The following is a 17,008-nucleotide window of genomic DNA, read 5'->3' as shown; positions in this document are numbered from 1 at the left end:
AGCTTTCATAGCACGCGTCCCCGCAGAACGCTCTCCCCCACGGGCAGGCGACAACACCCTGCCCACCCGCGCCGGACAGCGCCGGGGCCGCACACGGCTCCAGCCCGGACAGGCGGCGCCCAGCACCAGCGGGAGGGAACATGTCGAATCTCGTCCAGGTCATCTTGTGGGGCACAACGGCTGCGGGCCTGATCGCGCTCTGCCTCGTAGGGCGCGGCATCCGTACGCAGATCGAAGCCTTGCGCGCGGAGATCGCCATCGCCCGCATCGAAGGTGTCCTCGACAAGCCCTCGCCCAGCCCCGCCACGGAGGGGCCAGCCGAACCCCAGCCCGACCTGGCCGCACTCCGCAGGCCAGGCTTCCCAGCACGCCGTACGCCGGGAAGCCGCTGCAACCAGTAACTCTTCGCCTCAGGTCTGCGGCTCAGCTTCGCCCACCTGCTGGCGGGCAGCGGGGTTGAGGCCGCAGATCCTCAGCGCGTCAGCCCGCGCCTGGTCGTAGGCGACCTGCGCCGCTATCTTGCTCAGGCCCCACGCCATGGCCTCCGTCTCGGCGGACTCACCGCGCACCCACTCCGCACGCGAGACGCTGGGCTCCTCCGTGTAGAACTCGTCCCACTCCCACACCCAGCATCCGCGCGGCTCGTGTACGTCCGACGAGGTGACGCGCTCCGTGCCGTCCCCGGCGTACACCGCCGGCCCGAGGACCCACACGCGGACCCTGTCCGGCACCCCGGAACGGACGCGGTCCAGACCGCCGGGGACGCTACGCGTCCACCAAGCCGTCGGCCAGACCTCCACCCGCGCGGCCTGGCCATGGTCCTCACCCCAGCAGTCAGCGACGAACTCGGCATCCGCCATCTTCCAGAAGCCCTCAAGGTGGGCGCCGAGACGGATGACGAACACCCGGCGCTGATCCGTGGCTTCCTGCGCGACCGCCTCGGGCTGCGGCTCGGTACCTCCGGACTGCCGCTCGGCGGCCGGTGCCGCCCCCGTGCCGAGGCCTGCCTCGATCGTGGCCATGGCGTCGTCGTCGGCCTCGGGAAGGAGATGGCCGTAGACGTCGCTCGTGGTCTTGATGGACTCGTGCCCCAGGCGACGCTGCACATAGGTCAGCGGGTGCCCCTTGGAGATCAGCAGGGCCGCGTGCGAGTGCCGGAGGTCGTGGATCGTCGGGTACTTGTACTCAGGCAGGAGTCCCAACTCCTTGGCCTTGTTCACGGCCTTGATCCAGTGGTCGTAGTACGTGCTGTACGGCAGTCGCTCCCCCTTGCCGTTGTGGAAGATCAGGGCGCTGCCGCCCCGCTGCCGCATGCCCTGGTCCTTCACGTCCTGGTAGACGCTCTGCGAGATGCGGATCGTTCGTCGGCTCGCCTTGGACTTCGGGGTGCCGATGAAGGGGCCCTTCTTCTTGTTGCGCTTCCAGGCCCGTACGACGCTGACCTTGATCCTGGTCGGGTCGCTGGCCTTGACGTGTCGGAACGCGAGGGCCGTGGCCTCGCCCCACCGGTGTCCCGTGCCGTACAGGAAGCGGGCCAGCCTCTGGTCCTCAGGCGAGCTCAGGCACTGGACAATGCCCTCCACCTCGTGGGGCTCAAGGAACTCGATGTCCTCGACGTCGCCCTCGTCGTCCGCGCCGTTGTTGTTCCGGGGGAGGCTGGAGAGGTCACATGGGTTGCGCTCGCGCAGAGGCGGCTCTGCGAGCATGGCCTCCCTCAGGATCGACGACAGAAGCCCGTGCAGGTTCCTGATGGACTTGGCCGCCATGGTCTTGTCCTGGGAGCCACGCCGGACCGTGGTCCCCTTCATGAGGTTGACCCAGGCCTGCACAGTGTCGTGGTTGAAGTGCTCAGCGGACCTCACGTCGCAGTTCGCGAAGGTCGGGAAGATGTACGTCTCCAGGTCCCGCAGGCAGTCGTCGCGGTACCGGTCCTCAGTGCCGGTGCGGTTGCCGATCGACTTCAGAGCGAACTCCCGGAAGCGGTACTGCTGGTCTCCCGGCCTCACGGCCTCGGTGATGTAGCCCCTCCCCTTCACCCAGCCCAGCGGCCAGTTCTGCCCGGCTGCCTCGACGGCCTGCTTGAAGACCTCGGCAGGGCCCTTCTCCTCGAAGGACTCGGTCTCCTGCTTGCCCTTGCTCGTGCCGCCGGCCCGCCACCGCACCAGGTAGCTCGTGATGTTTCCGTTCGTGCCCTTGCGCGTCGTGATGTACGCCATGCGCAGGACCGTAGGGCGGATGTGCTCTCGTTCTGCTCTCGCAACAGCCAAAGAGATGAGCCGCAATGCGCCATCCCCGCAGGTCAGGCGCATTGCGGCGGGACGTGCCCGGAGCCGGACTCGAACCGGCACGGCCTTAAGCCAGCGAGGTTTAAGCTCGCCGTGTCTGCATTCCACCACCCGGGCTACGCGCCGTTCCGCGTCAGCACATGAGCCTATCCGTGCACGATCCCCCGAACAGCGGACTTCCAGCTCGATGTTGTCTTATTTTATTGAGGCCTGAGGGTGCATCAGCCGACGTACGCGGCGTTGCGCAGCAGCGGCAGGGGGTTCGCGGGCGCACATCGGGGCCCCGGGGAATGACGGAAAGTCGCCGCCTCCTCACCACCTGCCCGCCCGGCGCCGGCCTCAGGGTGGCCGTCATACCTCAGGAGGAGGGAGCGGGCGCGCGGTCCGACTCCAGGCGGCCTCGGGAACGGGCACGGGGGCGGACGTTCCGGGGCGCTCCGGCACGGAGGATGGAACGGTCCTCGAAGAACGACGCCATGCGTGACAGGAGCTTCCCCGTGATCCCCACCAAGACCGCCCCCCGCGCCGCCACCGCGGTGGCCGCCCGCGCCCAGGATCTGTCCAAGGTCTACGGAGAGGGCGAGACCCGGGTGGTCGCCCTCGACCGGGTCAGCGTGGAGTTCCCGCAGGGCGAGTTCACCGCGATCATGGGCCCGTCCGGCTCCGGCAAGTCGACGCTGATGCACTGCGTCGCCGGCCTCGACAGCTTCACCGCCGGGTCGGTGCAGATAGGCGACACCGAACTCGGCACCCTCAAGGACAAGCAGCTCACCCAGCTGCGCCGCGACAAGATCGGCTTCATCTTCCAGGCCTTCAACCTGCTGCCGACGCTCACCGCGCTGGAGAACATCACCCTGCCCATGGACATCGCGGGCCGTAAGCCGGACCAGGAGTGGATGAACCGGGTGATCGAGATGGTCGGCCTGTCCGGGCGGCTCAGCCACCGGCCGGCCCAGCTGTCCGGCGGTCAGCAGCAGCGGGTCGCCGTGGCGCGGGCGCTGGCCTCCAAGCCCGAGATCATCTTCGGTGACGAGCCGACCGGAAACCTCGACTCGCGGTCCGGCGCCGAGGTGCTGGGCTTCCTGCGCAACTCGGTGCGGGAGCTGGGGCAGACGGTCGTGATGGTGACGCACGACCCGGTGGCCGCCTCGTACGCGGACCGGGTGATCTTCCTGGCGGACGGCCGGATCGTGGACCAGATGCTCCAGCCCACGGCGGACGGCGTGCTCGACCGCATGAAGGAGTTCGACGCGAAGGGCCGCACCAGCTGACGCGGCCGTACCCGCCCACGCGGCCGTACCCGCCGACGCGGTCCGGCCCGTCGGGGTAGCGCCGTCGGCGCCCGTTCTCCCTCCCTCACCGCACCCCAGGACTCACACCCATGCTCCGTTCCGCCCTGCGCAATGTGCTCGCGCACAAGGCCAGGCTGCTGATGACCGTGCTCGCCGTGATGCTCGGCGTGGCCTTCGTCAGCGGCACCCTGGTCTTCACCGACACCCTCAACCAGGCCTTCCGCAACCAGACGGCCAAGAGCTACGACGACGTGGCCGTCGGCATCACCTCGTACGTCGACACGAGCGACCCGTCGCAGAAGTCGGGCCTCGACGAGAAGACCCTCGACAAGATCTCCGCGGTCGACGGCGTCGCCTCCGTGACCGGCCGGGTCAGCGGGTTCGCCGGTGTGCCCGACAAGGACGGCAAGCTGATCGGCGCCGGCTGGTCCAACAAGGGTTCCAACTTCGCCCCGGCGAAGGACGGCAAGGACCCGCAGTACGACTTCGTCCAGGGCGAGGGCCCGACGGCCGCCGGGCAGATCGCGCTCGACAAGGACACCGCCGACAAGGGGCAGTACAAGGTCGGTGACACCGTCCGCGTCGCCACCGAGGGCCCTGTGAAGGAGTACACCCTCCAGGGTGTCTTCACCACGGACGACGGCGCCGTCAACGCGGGCGGCAGCCTGGTGCTGTTCGACACCGCCACCGCCCAGAAGCAGTTCACCCGGCCGGGCTTCTTCCAGGAGGCCACGGTCATCGCCGCCTCCGGTGCGGACGACAAGAAGATCCTGGACGCGGTCGAGCCGCTGCTGCCGGACAACACCGAGGCGAAGACCGGCCAGGAGCTGGCCGACCGGCAGGCCGAGGACATCGAGAAGGGCCTCGGCGCCTTCAACCAGATCCTGCTGGGCTTCGCGGGCATCGCGCTCTTCGTCGGCGTGTTCCTCATCGCCAACACCTTCACCATGCTGGTCGCGCAGCGCACCAAGGAGGTCGCGCTGATGCGGGCCGTAGGTGCGTCCCGCGGGCAGATCACGCGCTCGGTGCTGGCCGAGGCGTTCCTCGTCGGTCTGATCGCGTCCGCCGCGGGCCTGGCGCTGGGGATCGGTCTCGCGGTCGGTCTGCGCAGCCTGATGAACGCGTTCGAGCTGAAGGTGCCGGGCGGCCCGCTGGTCGTCACCGCCACCCCGGTCATCGCCGCGCTGACCGTCGGCATCCTGATCACCATGGTGGCCGCGTTCCTGCCGGGCCTGCGTGCCTCCCGTATCGCGCCGGTCGCCGCGATGAACAGCGCCCATGCCGCGCCGACCCAGAAGTCGCTGATCGTGCGGAACATCATCGGCGGGGTCTTCGCCGGTGTCGGCGCCGCCGTGATCGTGCTGGGCGCGGTGCAGGGCGAGGCGCTCGGCCGCGCGCTCATCGCCTTCGGCGCCTTCCTCACCCTCATCGGCGTGATCCTGCTCATCCCGCTGCTGTCCCGCCCCGTCATCGCCCTGCTGCGCCCGCTGTTCGTGAGCGTGTTCGGCGTCTCCGGGAAGCTCGCCGGACTCAACGCGGTCCGCAACCCGCGCCGTACCGGAGCCACCGCCTCCGCTCTGGCCATCGGTCTGACGCTGGTCACCGGCCTGTCGGTGCTGGGCGTCACCGTGGGCGCCTCCCTGGAGAAGATGACGACGGAGCAGATCAGGGCCGACTACATGGTGGTCACGGCCAGCGGCCGGCCCCTGGACGGGTCCACCGTCGACGCGCTGGCGAAGGTGCCCGGGGTCACGGCCGTGTCGCCGCAGCAGGACTCGTACTTCCAGGTGAAGGACGACTTCGTCCCTGTCGCGGGGGTCAACGGCGCCGACATCGACCAGCTCGTGAAGGTCGAGACCGTCGAGGGCGACCTGGGCTCCCTCGCCCAGGGGAAGATCGCGATCACCGAGAAGACCGCCGCGAAGAAGGGCTGGAAGGTCGGGGACTCCCTCCCGGTCACCTTCCAGGACGAGAAGAAGGCCGAGCTGAGTGTCGGCGCCGTAGTCAAGGAGAGCGACATGCTCTTCGGTGACGCGCTGATCGACACGAAGGTCGTGGAGCAGCACGACCCGCGCCCGCGCATCACCGCGGTGTACGTCAACACCGACGGCGGTGAGAGCGCCGCCAACGAGAAGGCGCTGATCGACGCCCTCGGTGAGAACCCCGCCCTGGTCGTGATGGACAAGCAGGCCATCAAGGACCAGTTCGGCGGCGCGATCAACATCATGCTGAACATCATGTACGGCCTGCTCGGCATGGCCCTGCTGATCGCCGTCCTCGGTGTCATCAACACCCTGGCCATGTCGGTGTTCGAGCGCCAGCAGGAGATCGGCATGCTGCGGGCGATCGGTCTGGACCGGCGCCGGGTGAAGCGGATGATCCGTCTGGAGGCCGTGGTCATCTCGCTGTTCGGCGCGATCGTCGGCATCGTGCTCGGCGTGTTCCTCGGCTGGGCGATCGGGGAGACCATCAAGGCCGGTCTGCCGGACTACTCGCTGGTCCTGCCGTGGGACCGGATCGGGATCTTCCTGCTGCTGGCCGGTCTGGTCGGCGTCCTGGCCGCGATGTGGCCGGCGCGCAGCGCGGCGAGGCTGAACATGCTGAACGCGATCAAGGCCGAGTAGCGGCCCGCGGGTGAGCAGGGGCCGGGTTCCCGTACGGGAGCCCGGCCCCTGCGCGTCAGCCCCAGACGCGGGTGCGCAGCGGTACGCCCGCGGTGCCGCTCTCCGGGGTCCGTACGGCGAGGATCTGGTTCACGCCGATCCTGTTGCGCTCGAACGACACCGCCGACGCCGCCATGTACAGCCGCCAGACACGGGCGCGGGCCGCGGAGGTGAGGCGCACGGCCTCGTCCCAGTGGTCCTCCAGGTTGGCGACCCAGCGACGCAGCGTCAGGGCGTAGTGTTCGCGCAGCGCTTCGACGTCCCGTACCTCGAAGCCCGCCTCCTCCAGGATCGCGGCGGTCCGGCCGACCGGCGCCAGCTCCCCGTCCGGGAAGACGTACGCGTCGATGAACGGGTCGACCCGGTACGCCTCCTCGTCCCGCTCCGGCCGGCGCGCGATCTGGTGGTTGAGCAGCCGCCCGCCGGGCTTCAGCAGCGCGTACAGGTCGTCCGCGTACTGCCGGTACTGCACGGCGCCGACGTGCTCGGCCATGCCGATGGAGGAGATCGCGTCGTACGGCCCGTCGCGGACGTCCCGGTAGTCCTGGACGCGGATCTCGACCCGGTCGGTCAGGCCCTCGTCCGCGACGCGCTTGCGGGCGTAGGCGGCCTGTTCGGCGCTGAGCGTGATGCCGACGACGCCTGCGCCGTGGTGGCGGGCGGCGTGCAGTGCCATGGAGCCCCAGCCGCAGCCGACGTCGAGCAGCCGGTCGCCCTCCCTGAGGCCGAGCTTGCGGCAGATCAGCTCCAGCTTGTCGTGCTGGGCGTCCTCCAGGGTGCCGCCGTCGGTCCAGTACGCACACGAGTAGACCATCGACGGGCCGAGCACCAGCTCGTAGAAGTCGTTGCCGACGTCGTAGTGGTGGCTGATGGCCTGCCTGTCGCGGCCCTTGGTGTGCAGCGGGCCGCGGCGGCGCCGCACCTCCTCCGCGGGGGGCCTGGGCGGCAGCCAGGGTCCGGCCAGCCGCAGCAGCTCGCGTGCGGCGGCGCGGACGCGAGGATCCCGTACGGCGTCCAGGGCCCCGCCCTGGTCGGCGTCACGCTCCCAGACGAGGCCGGCCATCAGGCCGAGCGCCCGGAACAGGTCGCCCTCCACGTCCAGGTCTCCGGCGACCCAGGCCCTGGCGAGGCCCAGTTCGCCCGGCTTCCACACCATGCGGCGCAGGGCCCGGCGGTGACGGACGATCAGTACGGGGCCTTCGCCGGGCGGCCCGGCCTCGCTGCCGTCCCAGGCGCGGACCCGCAGAGGGAGCGGAACGCCCAGCAGGTCCTCGGCGAGCGCGGCCAGCCGCGAAGCGGCGTCGGACATGGTGCACACCTCCGTGACGTCATCCCAGAAATGCTCAGCACCACGTAAACACCACGAGCACGTGCGGTAGTCCCGAAGCCACGCGACGTGTCGGGCGACTTTACGCATCCGTAGCACGGGGCGGGTGCGTCCGCCGGGGAGCGCGCACTCGGGGGCGGGCCGGAGCGGGTTCCGCGGCCACGGGAACCCGTCGCCCCCGCGGGACCGGCCGCCCGCCGCGGAGCAGGGCACAACGGCCCGCGGCGGGACCGGCGCCGCCCCCGGAAACGCCCGAGGGGCCGCCCGCACCACGGATGGCGGGCGGCCCCTCGAAGGGGGTGCTACGGCGTCAGGATGCCTTGGCCTTCTCCTGCTTCGGGGCGGCGGCCACCGGCGCCGGCTTCGCGGCCTCGTAGAACTCCTCGCGCGGGGACTCGATCGCCCCGAGCGACACGACCTCGCGCTTCAGGAACATGGCGAGCGTCCAGTCCGCGAAGACCCGGATCTTGCGGTTCCAGGTCGGCATGGCCAGACCGTGGTAGCCACGGTGCATGTACCAGGCCAGGCGCCCCTTGAGCTTGATCTTCATCTTGCCCATGACGATCATGGCCACGCCCTTGTGCAGGCCGAGACCGGCGACCGCGCCCTTGTTGGCGTGCTCGTAGTTCTTCTGCGGGAAGCCCCGCATGCCGGACACGACGTTGTCACCGAGGACGCGGGCCTGCCGCAGCGCGTGCTGCGCGTTCGGCGGGCACCAGGCGTTCTCGTTGCCCGCCTTGCGGCCGACCAGGTCCGGGACCTGGGCGTTGTCGCCCGCGGCCCAGATGTAGTCGGTGCCCTTGACCTGGAGCGTGGTCTCGCAGTCGACGTGACCGCGCGGCCCCAGCGGGAGGCCGAAGCGGGACAGCGCCGGGTTCGGCTTCACACCGGCGGTCCACACGATGGTGTTGGAGTCGACCTCCAGGCCGTTCTTCAGCACCACGTGGCCGTCGACGCAGGAGTCCATGGAGGTGGACAGGTAGACCTCGACGCCGCGGCCCTCGAGGTGCTCCTTGCCGTACTTGCCGAGCTTCGGACCGACCTCGGGGAGGATCTTGTCCGCGGCGTCGACGAGGACGAAGCGCATGTCCTCGCGGGACACGTTCTTGTAGTACTTCGCGGCGTCGCGGGCCATGTCCTCGACCTCGCCGATGGTCTCCGCACCGGCGAAGCCCCCGCCGACGAAGACGAAGGTCAGCGCACGGCGGCGGACCTCGTCGTCAGTCGTCGAGTCGGCCTTGTCGAGCTGCTCGAGCACGTGGTTGCGCAGGCCGATGGCCTCCTCGATGCCCTTCATGCCGATGCCCTGCTCGGCGAGGCCGGGGATCGGGAAGGTGCGGGAGACCGCGCCCATCGCGATGACCAGGTAGTCGAACGGCAGCTCGTACGCCTCACCGACGAGCGGCGAGATCGTCGCGACCTTGCGGTCCTGGTCGATGGTGGTGACCCGGCCGGTGAGAACCTCGGCCTTGGGCAGCACGCGTCGCAGCGGGACGACGACGTGCCGGGGCGAGATGCTGCCTGCGGCGGCTTCGGGGAGGAAGGGCTGGTACGTCATGTACGAGCGCGGGTCGACGACCGTGACGGTCGCCTCGCCGTAGCGCATCTTCTTCAGGATGCGTCGAGCTGCGTACAGGCCTACGTACCCACCGCCTACTACGAGGATCCTGGGACGCTCCGTGGTGCTCATGCCATCGAGTATCCACCTCCGTCCGGGGGGTCGCTCGTGCGCCCCTTCACAAGGTTCTGGGAGACCTCTGCTACACTCCGCCGCCCACGTGACTGATGTCATGGTGCCGGGCGGGAACCACGGTGTAACGGAAGACGTTGTTCACCCGCGCCTCACCCCCTGTGAACTGGCCCGGAGAGCTGTGCGTAACCGCGGGGCACCACCTTGGTTCACACGGCGGAAACCTTCTTCCGCTTACGGAACAGGGGTACGAAAGAGCCCTGGCAGGTGATCGCAAGGGCCTGAACGACCCCGACGACCCCCTTCAGGGCCCTTTTCCTTGTGAAGAACTTCACGAACTTTTCCCGACGGACCGTCGACCGGCCGGCGGGCGGAGGGTTCACGCCACCAGTGACCAGGCGATTCCGTCCAGGATGTCGTGCTCCGAGACCACCACCTCGCGGGCCCCGATCCGCTCCATCAGCTCCCGCAGGACCAGCGCCCCGGCGATGATCACGTCCACCCGGCCCTCGTGCATCACCGGAATCGCCGCGCGCTCGTCATGGGTCATGGCCATGAGCCGTTCGGTGACCTCCACGACCTGCTCGTAGGCGATGCGGGAACGGTGGATCGCCGCGGAGTCGTACGCCTCCAGGCCCAGCGCGACGGCCGCGACCGTGGTGACCGAACCCGCCAGCCCGACGAGCGTGCGGCCCTCCCGGATCGGAACGGTCCGCTCGGCCAGGTCGAGGGCGGCGTGGATGTCCGCGCGCACGGCGGCGACCTCGTCCCCGGTGGGCGGATCATGGCGGACATGGCGCTCCGTCAGGCGTACGCAACCGATGTCGACCGACCGGGCGGCGAGCACGTGCTCGGTGCCGACGACGAACTCCGTCGAGCCGCCGCCGATGTCCACGACCAGGTACTCGCCCTTCCGGGGACGGCGCTGCGCGTCGTCCTCTTCTCTGCCCGCGAGTTCCCTCGTGGCGCCCGTGAACGAGAACTCGGCCTCCTGGTCGCCGGTGATGACCTCCGGCTCCACACCGAGGATGTCCAGCACCCCGCGTACGAAGTCGTCGCGGTTCTCGGCGTCGCGGGAGGCCGAGGTCGCCACGAAGCGGAGCCGCTCCGCGCCCAGCTCCTTGATGGCGGCGGCGTACTCGCGGCAGGCCGCGAAGGTGCGCTCCAGCGCCTCGGGGGCCAGGCGGCCCGTGCGGTCCACGCCCTGCCCGAGGCGGACGATGGTCATCCGCCGGTCCAGGTCGGTCACCGAGCCGGTGGCCGGGTCGATGTCCGCGACGAGGAGGCGGATGGAGTTCGTCCCGCAGTCGATCGCGGCGACCCGGGTCACTTCTCCGTCTCCTTCTCCGTACGGTCCACCTGGACGCACGGGCCCTTCGCCCACCACTCCGGCAGCATCGCCAGCGCCTCGTCGCCCAGCGGGTTGACGCCCGGTCCGGCCACCAGCGAGTGGGCCACCAGGACGTGCAGGCACTTCACCCGGTCGGGCATGCCGCCCGCGCTGGGGAAGCCCTCCAGGACCTCGATGGCGTCGCGGCGCGCGATGTAGTCCTCGTGCGCGGCGCGGTAGGCGGCGGCCAGCTCCGGGTCGCTCTGGAGGCGCTCGGTCATCTCCTTCATGACGCCGTTCGCCTCCAGCGTGCCGATCGCGGAGTTCGCGCGGGGGCACGTCAGGTAGTACGTCGTCGGGAAGGGGGTGCCGTCGGGGAGCCGGGGCGCGGTCTCCACCACGTCGGGCTCGCCGCACGGGCAGCGGTGCGCGATGGCCCGCAGGCCGCGCGGCGGGCGGCCGAGCTGTTCCTTGAAGGCCGCGACATCGGCCTCGGTCGGCTCGGTGCGTTCGGTCTGCGGAGGGGGCGTTTCCATGCCTGCCTTGTGCCTGCCTTGATCCTGTACGGGGTGTGACTAGCGGTTCTCCTGGTCGGCGCGGTCCACGCCGTCCCAGACGTTGGAGTACCAGGGCTGGTCGGCGCCGCCCTGGTCGCGGCGGCGCTCGCGCGCCGTCTCGGGGTCGTTCATGGTGAAGGCGGTCTCACCGGGCATCACATAGTGCAGGTGCTCACGGGCGAGCCGCCTGATGTAGGCGTCGTCCTGGAGGCGGGCCTTCTCGTCGCGCAGCCGCTCGACCCGGGCGGCGGCCTCCTCCGCACGGCGCTCCTGGTCCGCGATCTCGCCGCGCTGGGAGACGTACTGCCGCATCGGATAGGCGAGCGCGACGATCATCGAGCAGACGACGAGGGCGAGGAACGCGGCCCGGCCGGTGAGCCGGGAACGGCGTGCCTGTCGGCGGCTCTGGGAACGGTAGACGCGCGCGGCGGTCTGCTCCCCGAGCAGCCGCAGCCTGGTCGCGGTCGAGAACCGGTCCCGGTTCTGCGTCGCCATCGGCTCGCCCCCTGCCCTTCGTACGTACGACGTCCCCGGACACGGTACGGGACCGTGGCCGGGGACGTACGTAACCGAAGCGTCAGCCCTTGCCGCGCTTACTGGTTCGCGGAGCGGAAGCGCGGGAAGGCGCTGCGGCCGGCGTAGACCGCGGCGTCGTCGAGGATCTCCTCGATGCGCAGCAGCTGGTTGTACTTGGCCACGCGCTCGGAGCGGGCCGGGGCGCCGGTCTTGATCTGGCCGCAGTTGGTGGCGACGGCCAGGTCGGCGATGGTGACGTCCTCGGTCTCGCCGGAGCGGTGGGACATCATGCACTTGAAGCCGTTGCGCTGGGCCAGCTCGACGGCGTCCAGGGTCTCGGTGAGCGAGCCGATCTGGTTGACCTTCACCAGGAGGGCGTTCGCGGCGCCGTCCTCGATGCCGCGGGCCAGACGCTCCGGGTTGGTGACGAACAGGTCGTCACCGACGAGCTGGACCTTGGTGCCGAGCTTGTCGGTGATGGTCTTCCAGCCGTCCCAGTCGTCCTCGAACAGCGGGTCCTCGATGGAGACCAGCGGGTACGCCTCGACCAGCTCGGCGTAGTAGTCGGTCATCTCGGCGGCCGAGCGGGACTTGCCCTCGAACTGGTAGGCGCCGTCCTTGTAGAACTCGGACGCGGCGACGTCCAGGGCGAGCGCGATGTCGCGGCCCGGGGTGTAACCGGCCTGCTTGATCGCCTCCAGGATGAGGTCCAGCGCGGCGCGGTTGGAGTCCAGGTTCGGGGCGAAGCCGCCCTCGTCACCGAGGCCGGTGGACAGGCCCTTGTCCTTCAGGACCTTCTTGAGGGTGTGGTAGACCTCGGCGCCCCAGCGCAGCGCCTCGGAGAAGGACTCCGCGCCGATCGGGGCGATCATGAACTCCTGGATGTCCACGTTGGAGTCGGCGTGCGAGCCGCCGTTCAGGATGTTCATCATCGGCACCGGCAGCAGGTGCGCGTTCGGGCCGCCCAGGTAGCGGAAGAGCGGAAGGTCGGACGCCTCGGCGGCGGCGTGCGCGACGGCGAGGGAGACACCGAGGATGGCGTTGGCGCCGAGCGAGGACTTGTCCGGGGTGGCGTCCAGGTCGAACATCGCCTGGTCGATCAGCCGCTGCTCGGTGGCGTCGTAGCCGACCAGCTCCGGGCCGATCTGCTCGATGACGGCGAGCACGGCCTTCTCGACGCCCTTGCCGAGGTAACGGCCCTTGTCACCGTCACGCAGCTCAAGGGCCTCGAACGCACCGGTGGAGGCACCGGACGGAACGGCAGCACGGCCGGTGCTGCCGTCGTCGAGGCCGACCTCGACCTCGACCGTGGGGTTGCCTCGGGAGTCCAGGATTTCCCGGGCTACGACGACGTCGATGGACGGCACGAGCATCTCCTTCTGGGTGTGACGCTGGGAGTGCAGGGTGTTTGGCCTTGCGGCAAGAGCCTAACCGGCGGGGCGGCCCCGCCTGGCGACCCGCCCGCGTCCTGGGACGAAAAAGCGCGCGAAGCCGCGCGATACGGGGCGAACGGAAGCGCAGCCTACCAGCGGGTAATCGGGATGAGCGGGGCGTTTCTCATCCGGCGCGGGCCGCTTTGTGCGGGTTCGCGCACACAGCCAGGCGCCGGACGGGCTGGACGTCAGCCCCTCCGGCGCCTGAAGAGGACGAGGGGTCAGCTCAGGTGGAGCTTCTGGCCCGGGTAGATGAGGTCGGCGTCCTCGACTATGTCCTTGTTCAGGTCGAACAGCTTCTTCCAGCCGCCCTTGACGCCCTGCTCGGCGGCGATGGTGCCGAGGGTGTCACCCGCGACCACCGTGTACTCGCCGTCGCCCTTCTTGATGGTCTTCGGCGTGACGCGCTTCGGCTCGGCGCTCACCCTGGGGGCCGCCTTGGGAGCGGCGGGGGCGGCCTTGCGGGTCTCCGTGCGGGAGGCGCGGTCGTCCGACTGCTTGGGCGCGGCCGGCTTCGGCTGGGCCTTCGGCTTCGCCGGGGCGGCCGGCTTGGCGGCGGAGCCGCTGTAGGCGGTGTTGGTCAGGCCGACGCCGCAGTGCGGCCAGGCGCCCTTGCCCTGGCCCTTGAGGACCTTCTCGGCGACGGCGATCTGCTGGGACTTGGTGGCCAGGTTGGCGGTCGGGGCGTAGGCGGTGCCGCCGTACGCGGCCCAGGTGGAGGCGGAGAACTGCAGGCCGCCGAAGTAGCCGTTGCCGGTGTTGATGGACCAGTTGCCGCCGGACTCGCACTGGGCGACGCGGTCCCACTCGGCCGCGGTCGCGGCACTGGCGTTGGTGGCGGCCATCAGCGGCGCGGCCACGGCGGCGCCGGTGATACCGGCGAACGCGGCGAACCGGACGGCCTTGGACGGACGACGGTGCTTGCCCTTACCGGAAAGCAGCATGGCGAATCTCCTCACCGACGCCTGCGAGGTGAGCTGTCGGGTTCGGGCTGTGAGCTGCCCGGCCGCTCATGCGCCCTGTTCGGGCGCGCGGCTTCACCCCAAGCCTTCACCTGCCGTCTCCCGACGGCCGGATCCGGCGCGGAACTTGGGTCCCCCGCTCCTGCCTGCGGCGCGCGAAGCGTCGACTGTTCCCGTCGGCCGTCGGCAGGATTCGGCGTACCGGTCGGCGGGGCCCGCGGTGGCGAGCGGTCACGACGGTAGACACAGACCGGCCTGGAGTTCAAAGGGGCGCAAAGGGGCCAACCCGCCCTCACTTGGCCCCTTTTCAGGACTGTTTACGCAGGTGAGACATGGATTGCGCCGTCTCGTCGGCGGTTCCGCGCCAGTCGGGACGAAGAGATCCATGTCTCACTTCCGCGAAAACGGACATTAGGTGGCGAACTGCCCCTACTGCTGGCCCAGATCGATGCTCTGGCCGGGCAGGATCAGGTCCGGGTCCTCGCCCACGACCTCGCGATTCGCGTCATAGAGTCCCGCCCACCCCCCGGGCACGTCGTGCGCGTCCGCGATGGTCCAGAGATTGTCGCCGGGGCGGACGGTGTACGTGCCGTCGGCTCCCCCCAGCTCACGTGCCGTTCCGTCACCACGTGAGATGTGACGACCCATTTCGCGCCCGATGAGCGAATCACCCGATTCATCCGGATGCACCCCGTCGGCAGCGGGGGCGGTCGGGCCGGCCGGCACCTCCTCCTTGGCCGGCTCGCCTCGGTGCTTTCCGGTGCCCGGGGCGGAGTCGGGGACGGCTCCGTCCACGGGGACACCGCTCCCGCCGGGCAGGGCGGAGGCGTCGGGGGACTCGGGGACACCGGCGGCCTCCGGGGAGGAGGAGGCGTCCGGAAGGTCCGTCCCGTCGGCGGCGGAACCGGAGTCGGCAGCGCCGTCGGCGCCCGCCAGGCCGTCACCGGTGGTGTCGGCGGTGACGGTCGGGGTCTCACCGCCCTCGGTGGCGCCGTCCGTCGCGGCGTCCTTGTTCTTCCCCTTCCCCTTGCCGCCCTTCTCCGGGCTCGAGCCGGAGGCGTCGGCGGACGGGTCGCCCGCGTCGGCGGAGGGGGCGTCGGGGGTGTCGGGAGTCTCGGGCGAGGCGGTGGAGGGGCCGGAGCCGGTCGTCCCGTTGCCGCCGCCGGGCGTCAGGCCGGCGATCGGCGCACAGGTCTCCCACGCCTTGGCGCCCTGCGCCGCGAAGGCCCGCTCCGCGACGGCGATCTGCTCCGTACGGCTCGCGAGGTCGGCGCGCGGGGCGAAGTCGGTCCCGCCGTAGGCCTGCCAGGTCTCCTGGGAGAACTGGAGCCCGCCGTAGTAGCCGTTGCCGAGATCCGCGCTCCACATGCCGCCGGTCTCGCATTCCGCGACCCGGTCCCAGGTGGCGGCGTCCGCCGCCGACGCGGAGCCCGCGGCCATGAGTGGCAGGGCGATCGCGGATCCGGTCACCCCCGCCGCGACGACGAGGGCAGGGGCCTGACGGGGGCGACGGTGACGTCCGTTCCCGGAGCGCATGCGTTGGGCCTTTCGCGTGACTGCTGGGGTGACGGTGAACGTAGGCCATTCGAACGTCCGTCACAAGTCGATGCAGAGCAGATCACGCGAAGATCACAGTCCTGACGGAGCGTCATGTTCCACTGGGTGCGGCTCGGGTGTGAAACGCACCGGGAGCGTACGCAGCCCGCGCATGATGAGCCCTCCGCGCCACCGGAGTTCGTCGGGCTCGACGGCGAGGCCGAGGTCCGGGAGCCGGGTGAGCAGGGTCGCCAGGGCGGCCTGCCCTTCCAGCCGGGCGAGGGGCGCGCCGAGACAGTAGTGGATGCCGTGCCCGTAGCCGAGATGCTGGTTGTCGCGGCGTCCGAGATCCAGGGTGTCGGGGTCGGCGAACCGCTCCGGGTCGCGGTCAGCGGCGGCGAGCACGACGAGCACGGGGTCGCCGGGGGCGATCCGCTGCCCGCCGAGGGTGAGCGGCTCGGTCGCGAACCGCCAGGTGGCGAGTTCGACCGGCCCGTCGTACCGCAGCAGTTCCTCGACTCCGGTCGCGAGGAGACCGGTCTCTCCCGCGGCGATCGACCGCTGGAGACGCTCGCGCTGCCCGGGGTTGCGGAGCAGCGCGTACATCCCGTTCCCGATGAGGTTGACCGTGGTCTCGAAGCCGGCGAACAGGAGGATGAAGGCCATGGCGGCGGCCTCGTTCTCGGTGAGGTGCTCGCCGTGGTCGGAGGCGCGGATCAGGCCGGAGATGAGGTCGTCTCCGAGGTCGCTCCGCTTCCGGTGGATCAGTTCCACCAGGTACGCCCTCATCCGCTTGACGGCCCGGGCGACGCCGCCGCGCGGCGCGTTGCCGTGCCGGATCATCTGCCCCGCCCAGTCCCGGAAGTCGTCCTGGTCCTCGGCGGGCACGCCGAGCATGTCGCAAATGGCGTAAATAGGGAGCGGGAAGGCGAACTCGTGGATGAGGTCGGCCTCGCCTTTTGTTGCGAAGTTGTCGATCAGCCGGTCGGTGAGTTCCTGCACACGGGGCTCGAAGCGGGCGACCCGGCGAGGGGTGAACGCCTTGGACACCAGCCGGCGCAGGCGGGTGTGGTCCGGAGGGTCGATGTTGAGCAGATGCGTCATCAGCTCGGCCTTGCGCTCACCCGGGATGCCCGTCTTGCCCTTCGCATGCGCGGGCTCGGCGTGGTGTGCGGGGTTCTTGCTGAGCCGCGCGTCGGCCAGGGCCTGGCGGGCGTCGGCGTACCGGGTGACGAGCCAGGCCTCGACGCCGCTGGGGAGGCGCGTGCGGTGCACGGGGGCGTGCTCGCGGAGCCAGGCGTACGCGGGGTACGGGTCGGCGGCGAACTCCCAGGTGAAGAGCGGGGGCGGGGTGGCGGAGTCGTGGTGCGGGACGTTCACCGTCCGACCGTATCCGGCCGCCGGGCCGGAGCGGTCC

General features: G+C 70.4%; 13 protein-coding genes, 1 tRNA gene and 1 riboswitch. Of the genes, 3 read left to right on the top strand and 11 right to left on the bottom strand.

Annotated elements, in window-relative coordinates:
- Positions 1-140 precede the first annotated feature (140 nt).
- On the top strand, positions 141-401 hold the full coding sequence (locus I3F58_RS02065; protein WP_240106402.1) for a hypothetical protein: 261 nt from the start codon (positions 141-143) through the stop codon (positions 399-401).
- Positions 402-410: 9 nt separating this feature from the next.
- Here the strand turns inward: I3F58_RS02065 and I3F58_RS02060 are convergent, their stop codons facing one another.
- Together I3F58_RS02060 and I3F58_RS02055 are read right to left on the bottom strand one after the other, a co-directional pair.
- Positions 411-2,216: a site-specific integrase gene (locus I3F58_RS02060; RefSeq protein WP_240106401.1), complete on the bottom strand. Its 1,806-nt coding sequence runs from the start codon at positions 2,214-2,216 to the stop codon at positions 411-413.
- Between the two features lie 105 nt (positions 2,217-2,321).
- Positions 2,322-2,402 (bottom strand) — tRNA-Leu (locus I3F58_RS02055).
- Positions 2,403-2,761: 359 nt separating this feature from the next.
- On the opposite strand from I3F58_RS02055, the gene I3F58_RS02050 reads away from it, so the two are divergent.
- Positions 2,762-3,556, top strand: coding sequence for an ABC transporter ATP-binding protein (locus I3F58_RS02050; RefSeq protein WP_240106400.1), 795 nt, complete (start codon positions 2,762-2,764; stop codon positions 3,554-3,556).
- Positions 3,557-3,666: 110 nt separating this feature from the next.
- On the top strand, positions 3,667-6,201 hold the full coding sequence (locus I3F58_RS02045) for an ABC transporter permease (protein ID WP_240106399.1): 2,535 nt from the start codon (positions 3,667-3,669) through the stop codon (positions 6,199-6,201).
- Positions 6,202-6,256: 55 nt separating this feature from the next.
- Here the strand turns inward: I3F58_RS02045 and I3F58_RS02040 are convergent, their stop codons facing one another.
- The 9 genes from I3F58_RS02040 to I3F58_RS02000 form a co-directional block, all read right to left on the bottom strand.
- Positions 6,257-7,549: a cyclopropane-fatty-acyl-phospholipid synthase family protein gene (locus I3F58_RS02040; protein WP_240106398.1), complete on the bottom strand. Its 1,293-nt coding sequence runs from the start codon at positions 7,547-7,549 to the stop codon at positions 6,257-6,259.
- 328 nt (positions 7,550-7,877) lie between these two features.
- Positions 7,878-9,257: an NAD(P)/FAD-dependent oxidoreductase gene (locus I3F58_RS02035; RefSeq protein ID WP_240106397.1), complete on the bottom strand. Its 1,380-nt coding sequence runs from the start codon at positions 9,255-9,257 to the stop codon at positions 7,878-7,880.
- Positions 9,258-9,636: 379 nt separating this feature from the next.
- Positions 9,637-10,587 carry a Ppx/GppA phosphatase family protein gene (locus tag I3F58_RS02030; protein ID WP_240106396.1) on the bottom strand — a complete coding sequence of 317 codons (951 nt, stop codon included), beginning with the start codon at positions 10,585-10,587 and terminating at the stop codon, positions 9,637-9,639.
- Positions 10,584-11,123 carry a DUF501 domain-containing protein gene (locus I3F58_RS02025; RefSeq protein WP_240106395.1) on the bottom strand — a complete coding sequence of 180 codons (540 nt, stop codon included), beginning with the start codon at positions 11,121-11,123 and terminating at the stop codon, positions 10,584-10,586. Before I3F58_RS02025 ends, I3F58_RS02030 begins: the two co-directional genes overlap by 4 nt.
- A gap of 39 nt (positions 11,124-11,162) precedes the next feature.
- Positions 11,163-11,639: a septum formation initiator family protein gene (locus I3F58_RS02020; protein ID WP_240106394.1), complete on the bottom strand. Its 477-nt coding sequence runs from the start codon at positions 11,637-11,639 to the stop codon at positions 11,163-11,165.
- Between the two features lie 98 nt (positions 11,640-11,737).
- Complete coding sequence (gene eno, locus I3F58_RS02015; RefSeq protein ID WP_240106393.1) at positions 11,738-13,027, bottom strand: phosphopyruvate hydratase; 1,290 nt, start codon at positions 13,025-13,027, stop codon at positions 11,738-11,740.
- A 287-nt stretch (positions 13,028-13,314) separates the two neighbouring features.
- Entirely contained in the window at positions 13,315-14,037 is a 723-nt protein-coding gene (locus tag I3F58_RS02010) for a transglycosylase family protein (protein WP_240106392.1), read from the bottom strand.
- Positions 14,038-14,040: 3 nt separating this feature from the next.
- Positions 14,041-14,219, bottom strand: a riboswitch (cyclic di-AMP (ydaO/yuaA leader).
- 265 nt (positions 14,220-14,484) lie between these two features.
- Positions 14,485-15,591: a transglycosylase family protein gene (locus tag I3F58_RS02005; RefSeq protein WP_240106391.1), complete on the bottom strand. Its 1,107-nt coding sequence runs from the start codon at positions 15,589-15,591 to the stop codon at positions 14,485-14,487.
- A gap of 93 nt (positions 15,592-15,684) precedes the next feature.
- Positions 15,685-16,971, bottom strand: a complete 1,287-nt coding sequence (locus I3F58_RS02000) for a cytochrome P450 (RefSeq protein ID WP_240106390.1) — start codon at positions 16,969-16,971, stop codon at positions 15,685-15,687.
- Positions 16,972-17,008: the final 37 nt, after the last annotated feature.

It is taken from the genome of Streptomyces sp. MUM 203J, assembly GCF_022414595.1.
Taxonomy (GTDB): domain Bacteria; phylum Actinomycetota; class Actinomycetes; order Streptomycetales; family Streptomycetaceae; genus Streptomyces.
The sequence above is the reverse complement of the archived record's forward strand: the minus strand, read 5'-3'. Positions and strand labels throughout refer to the sequence as shown.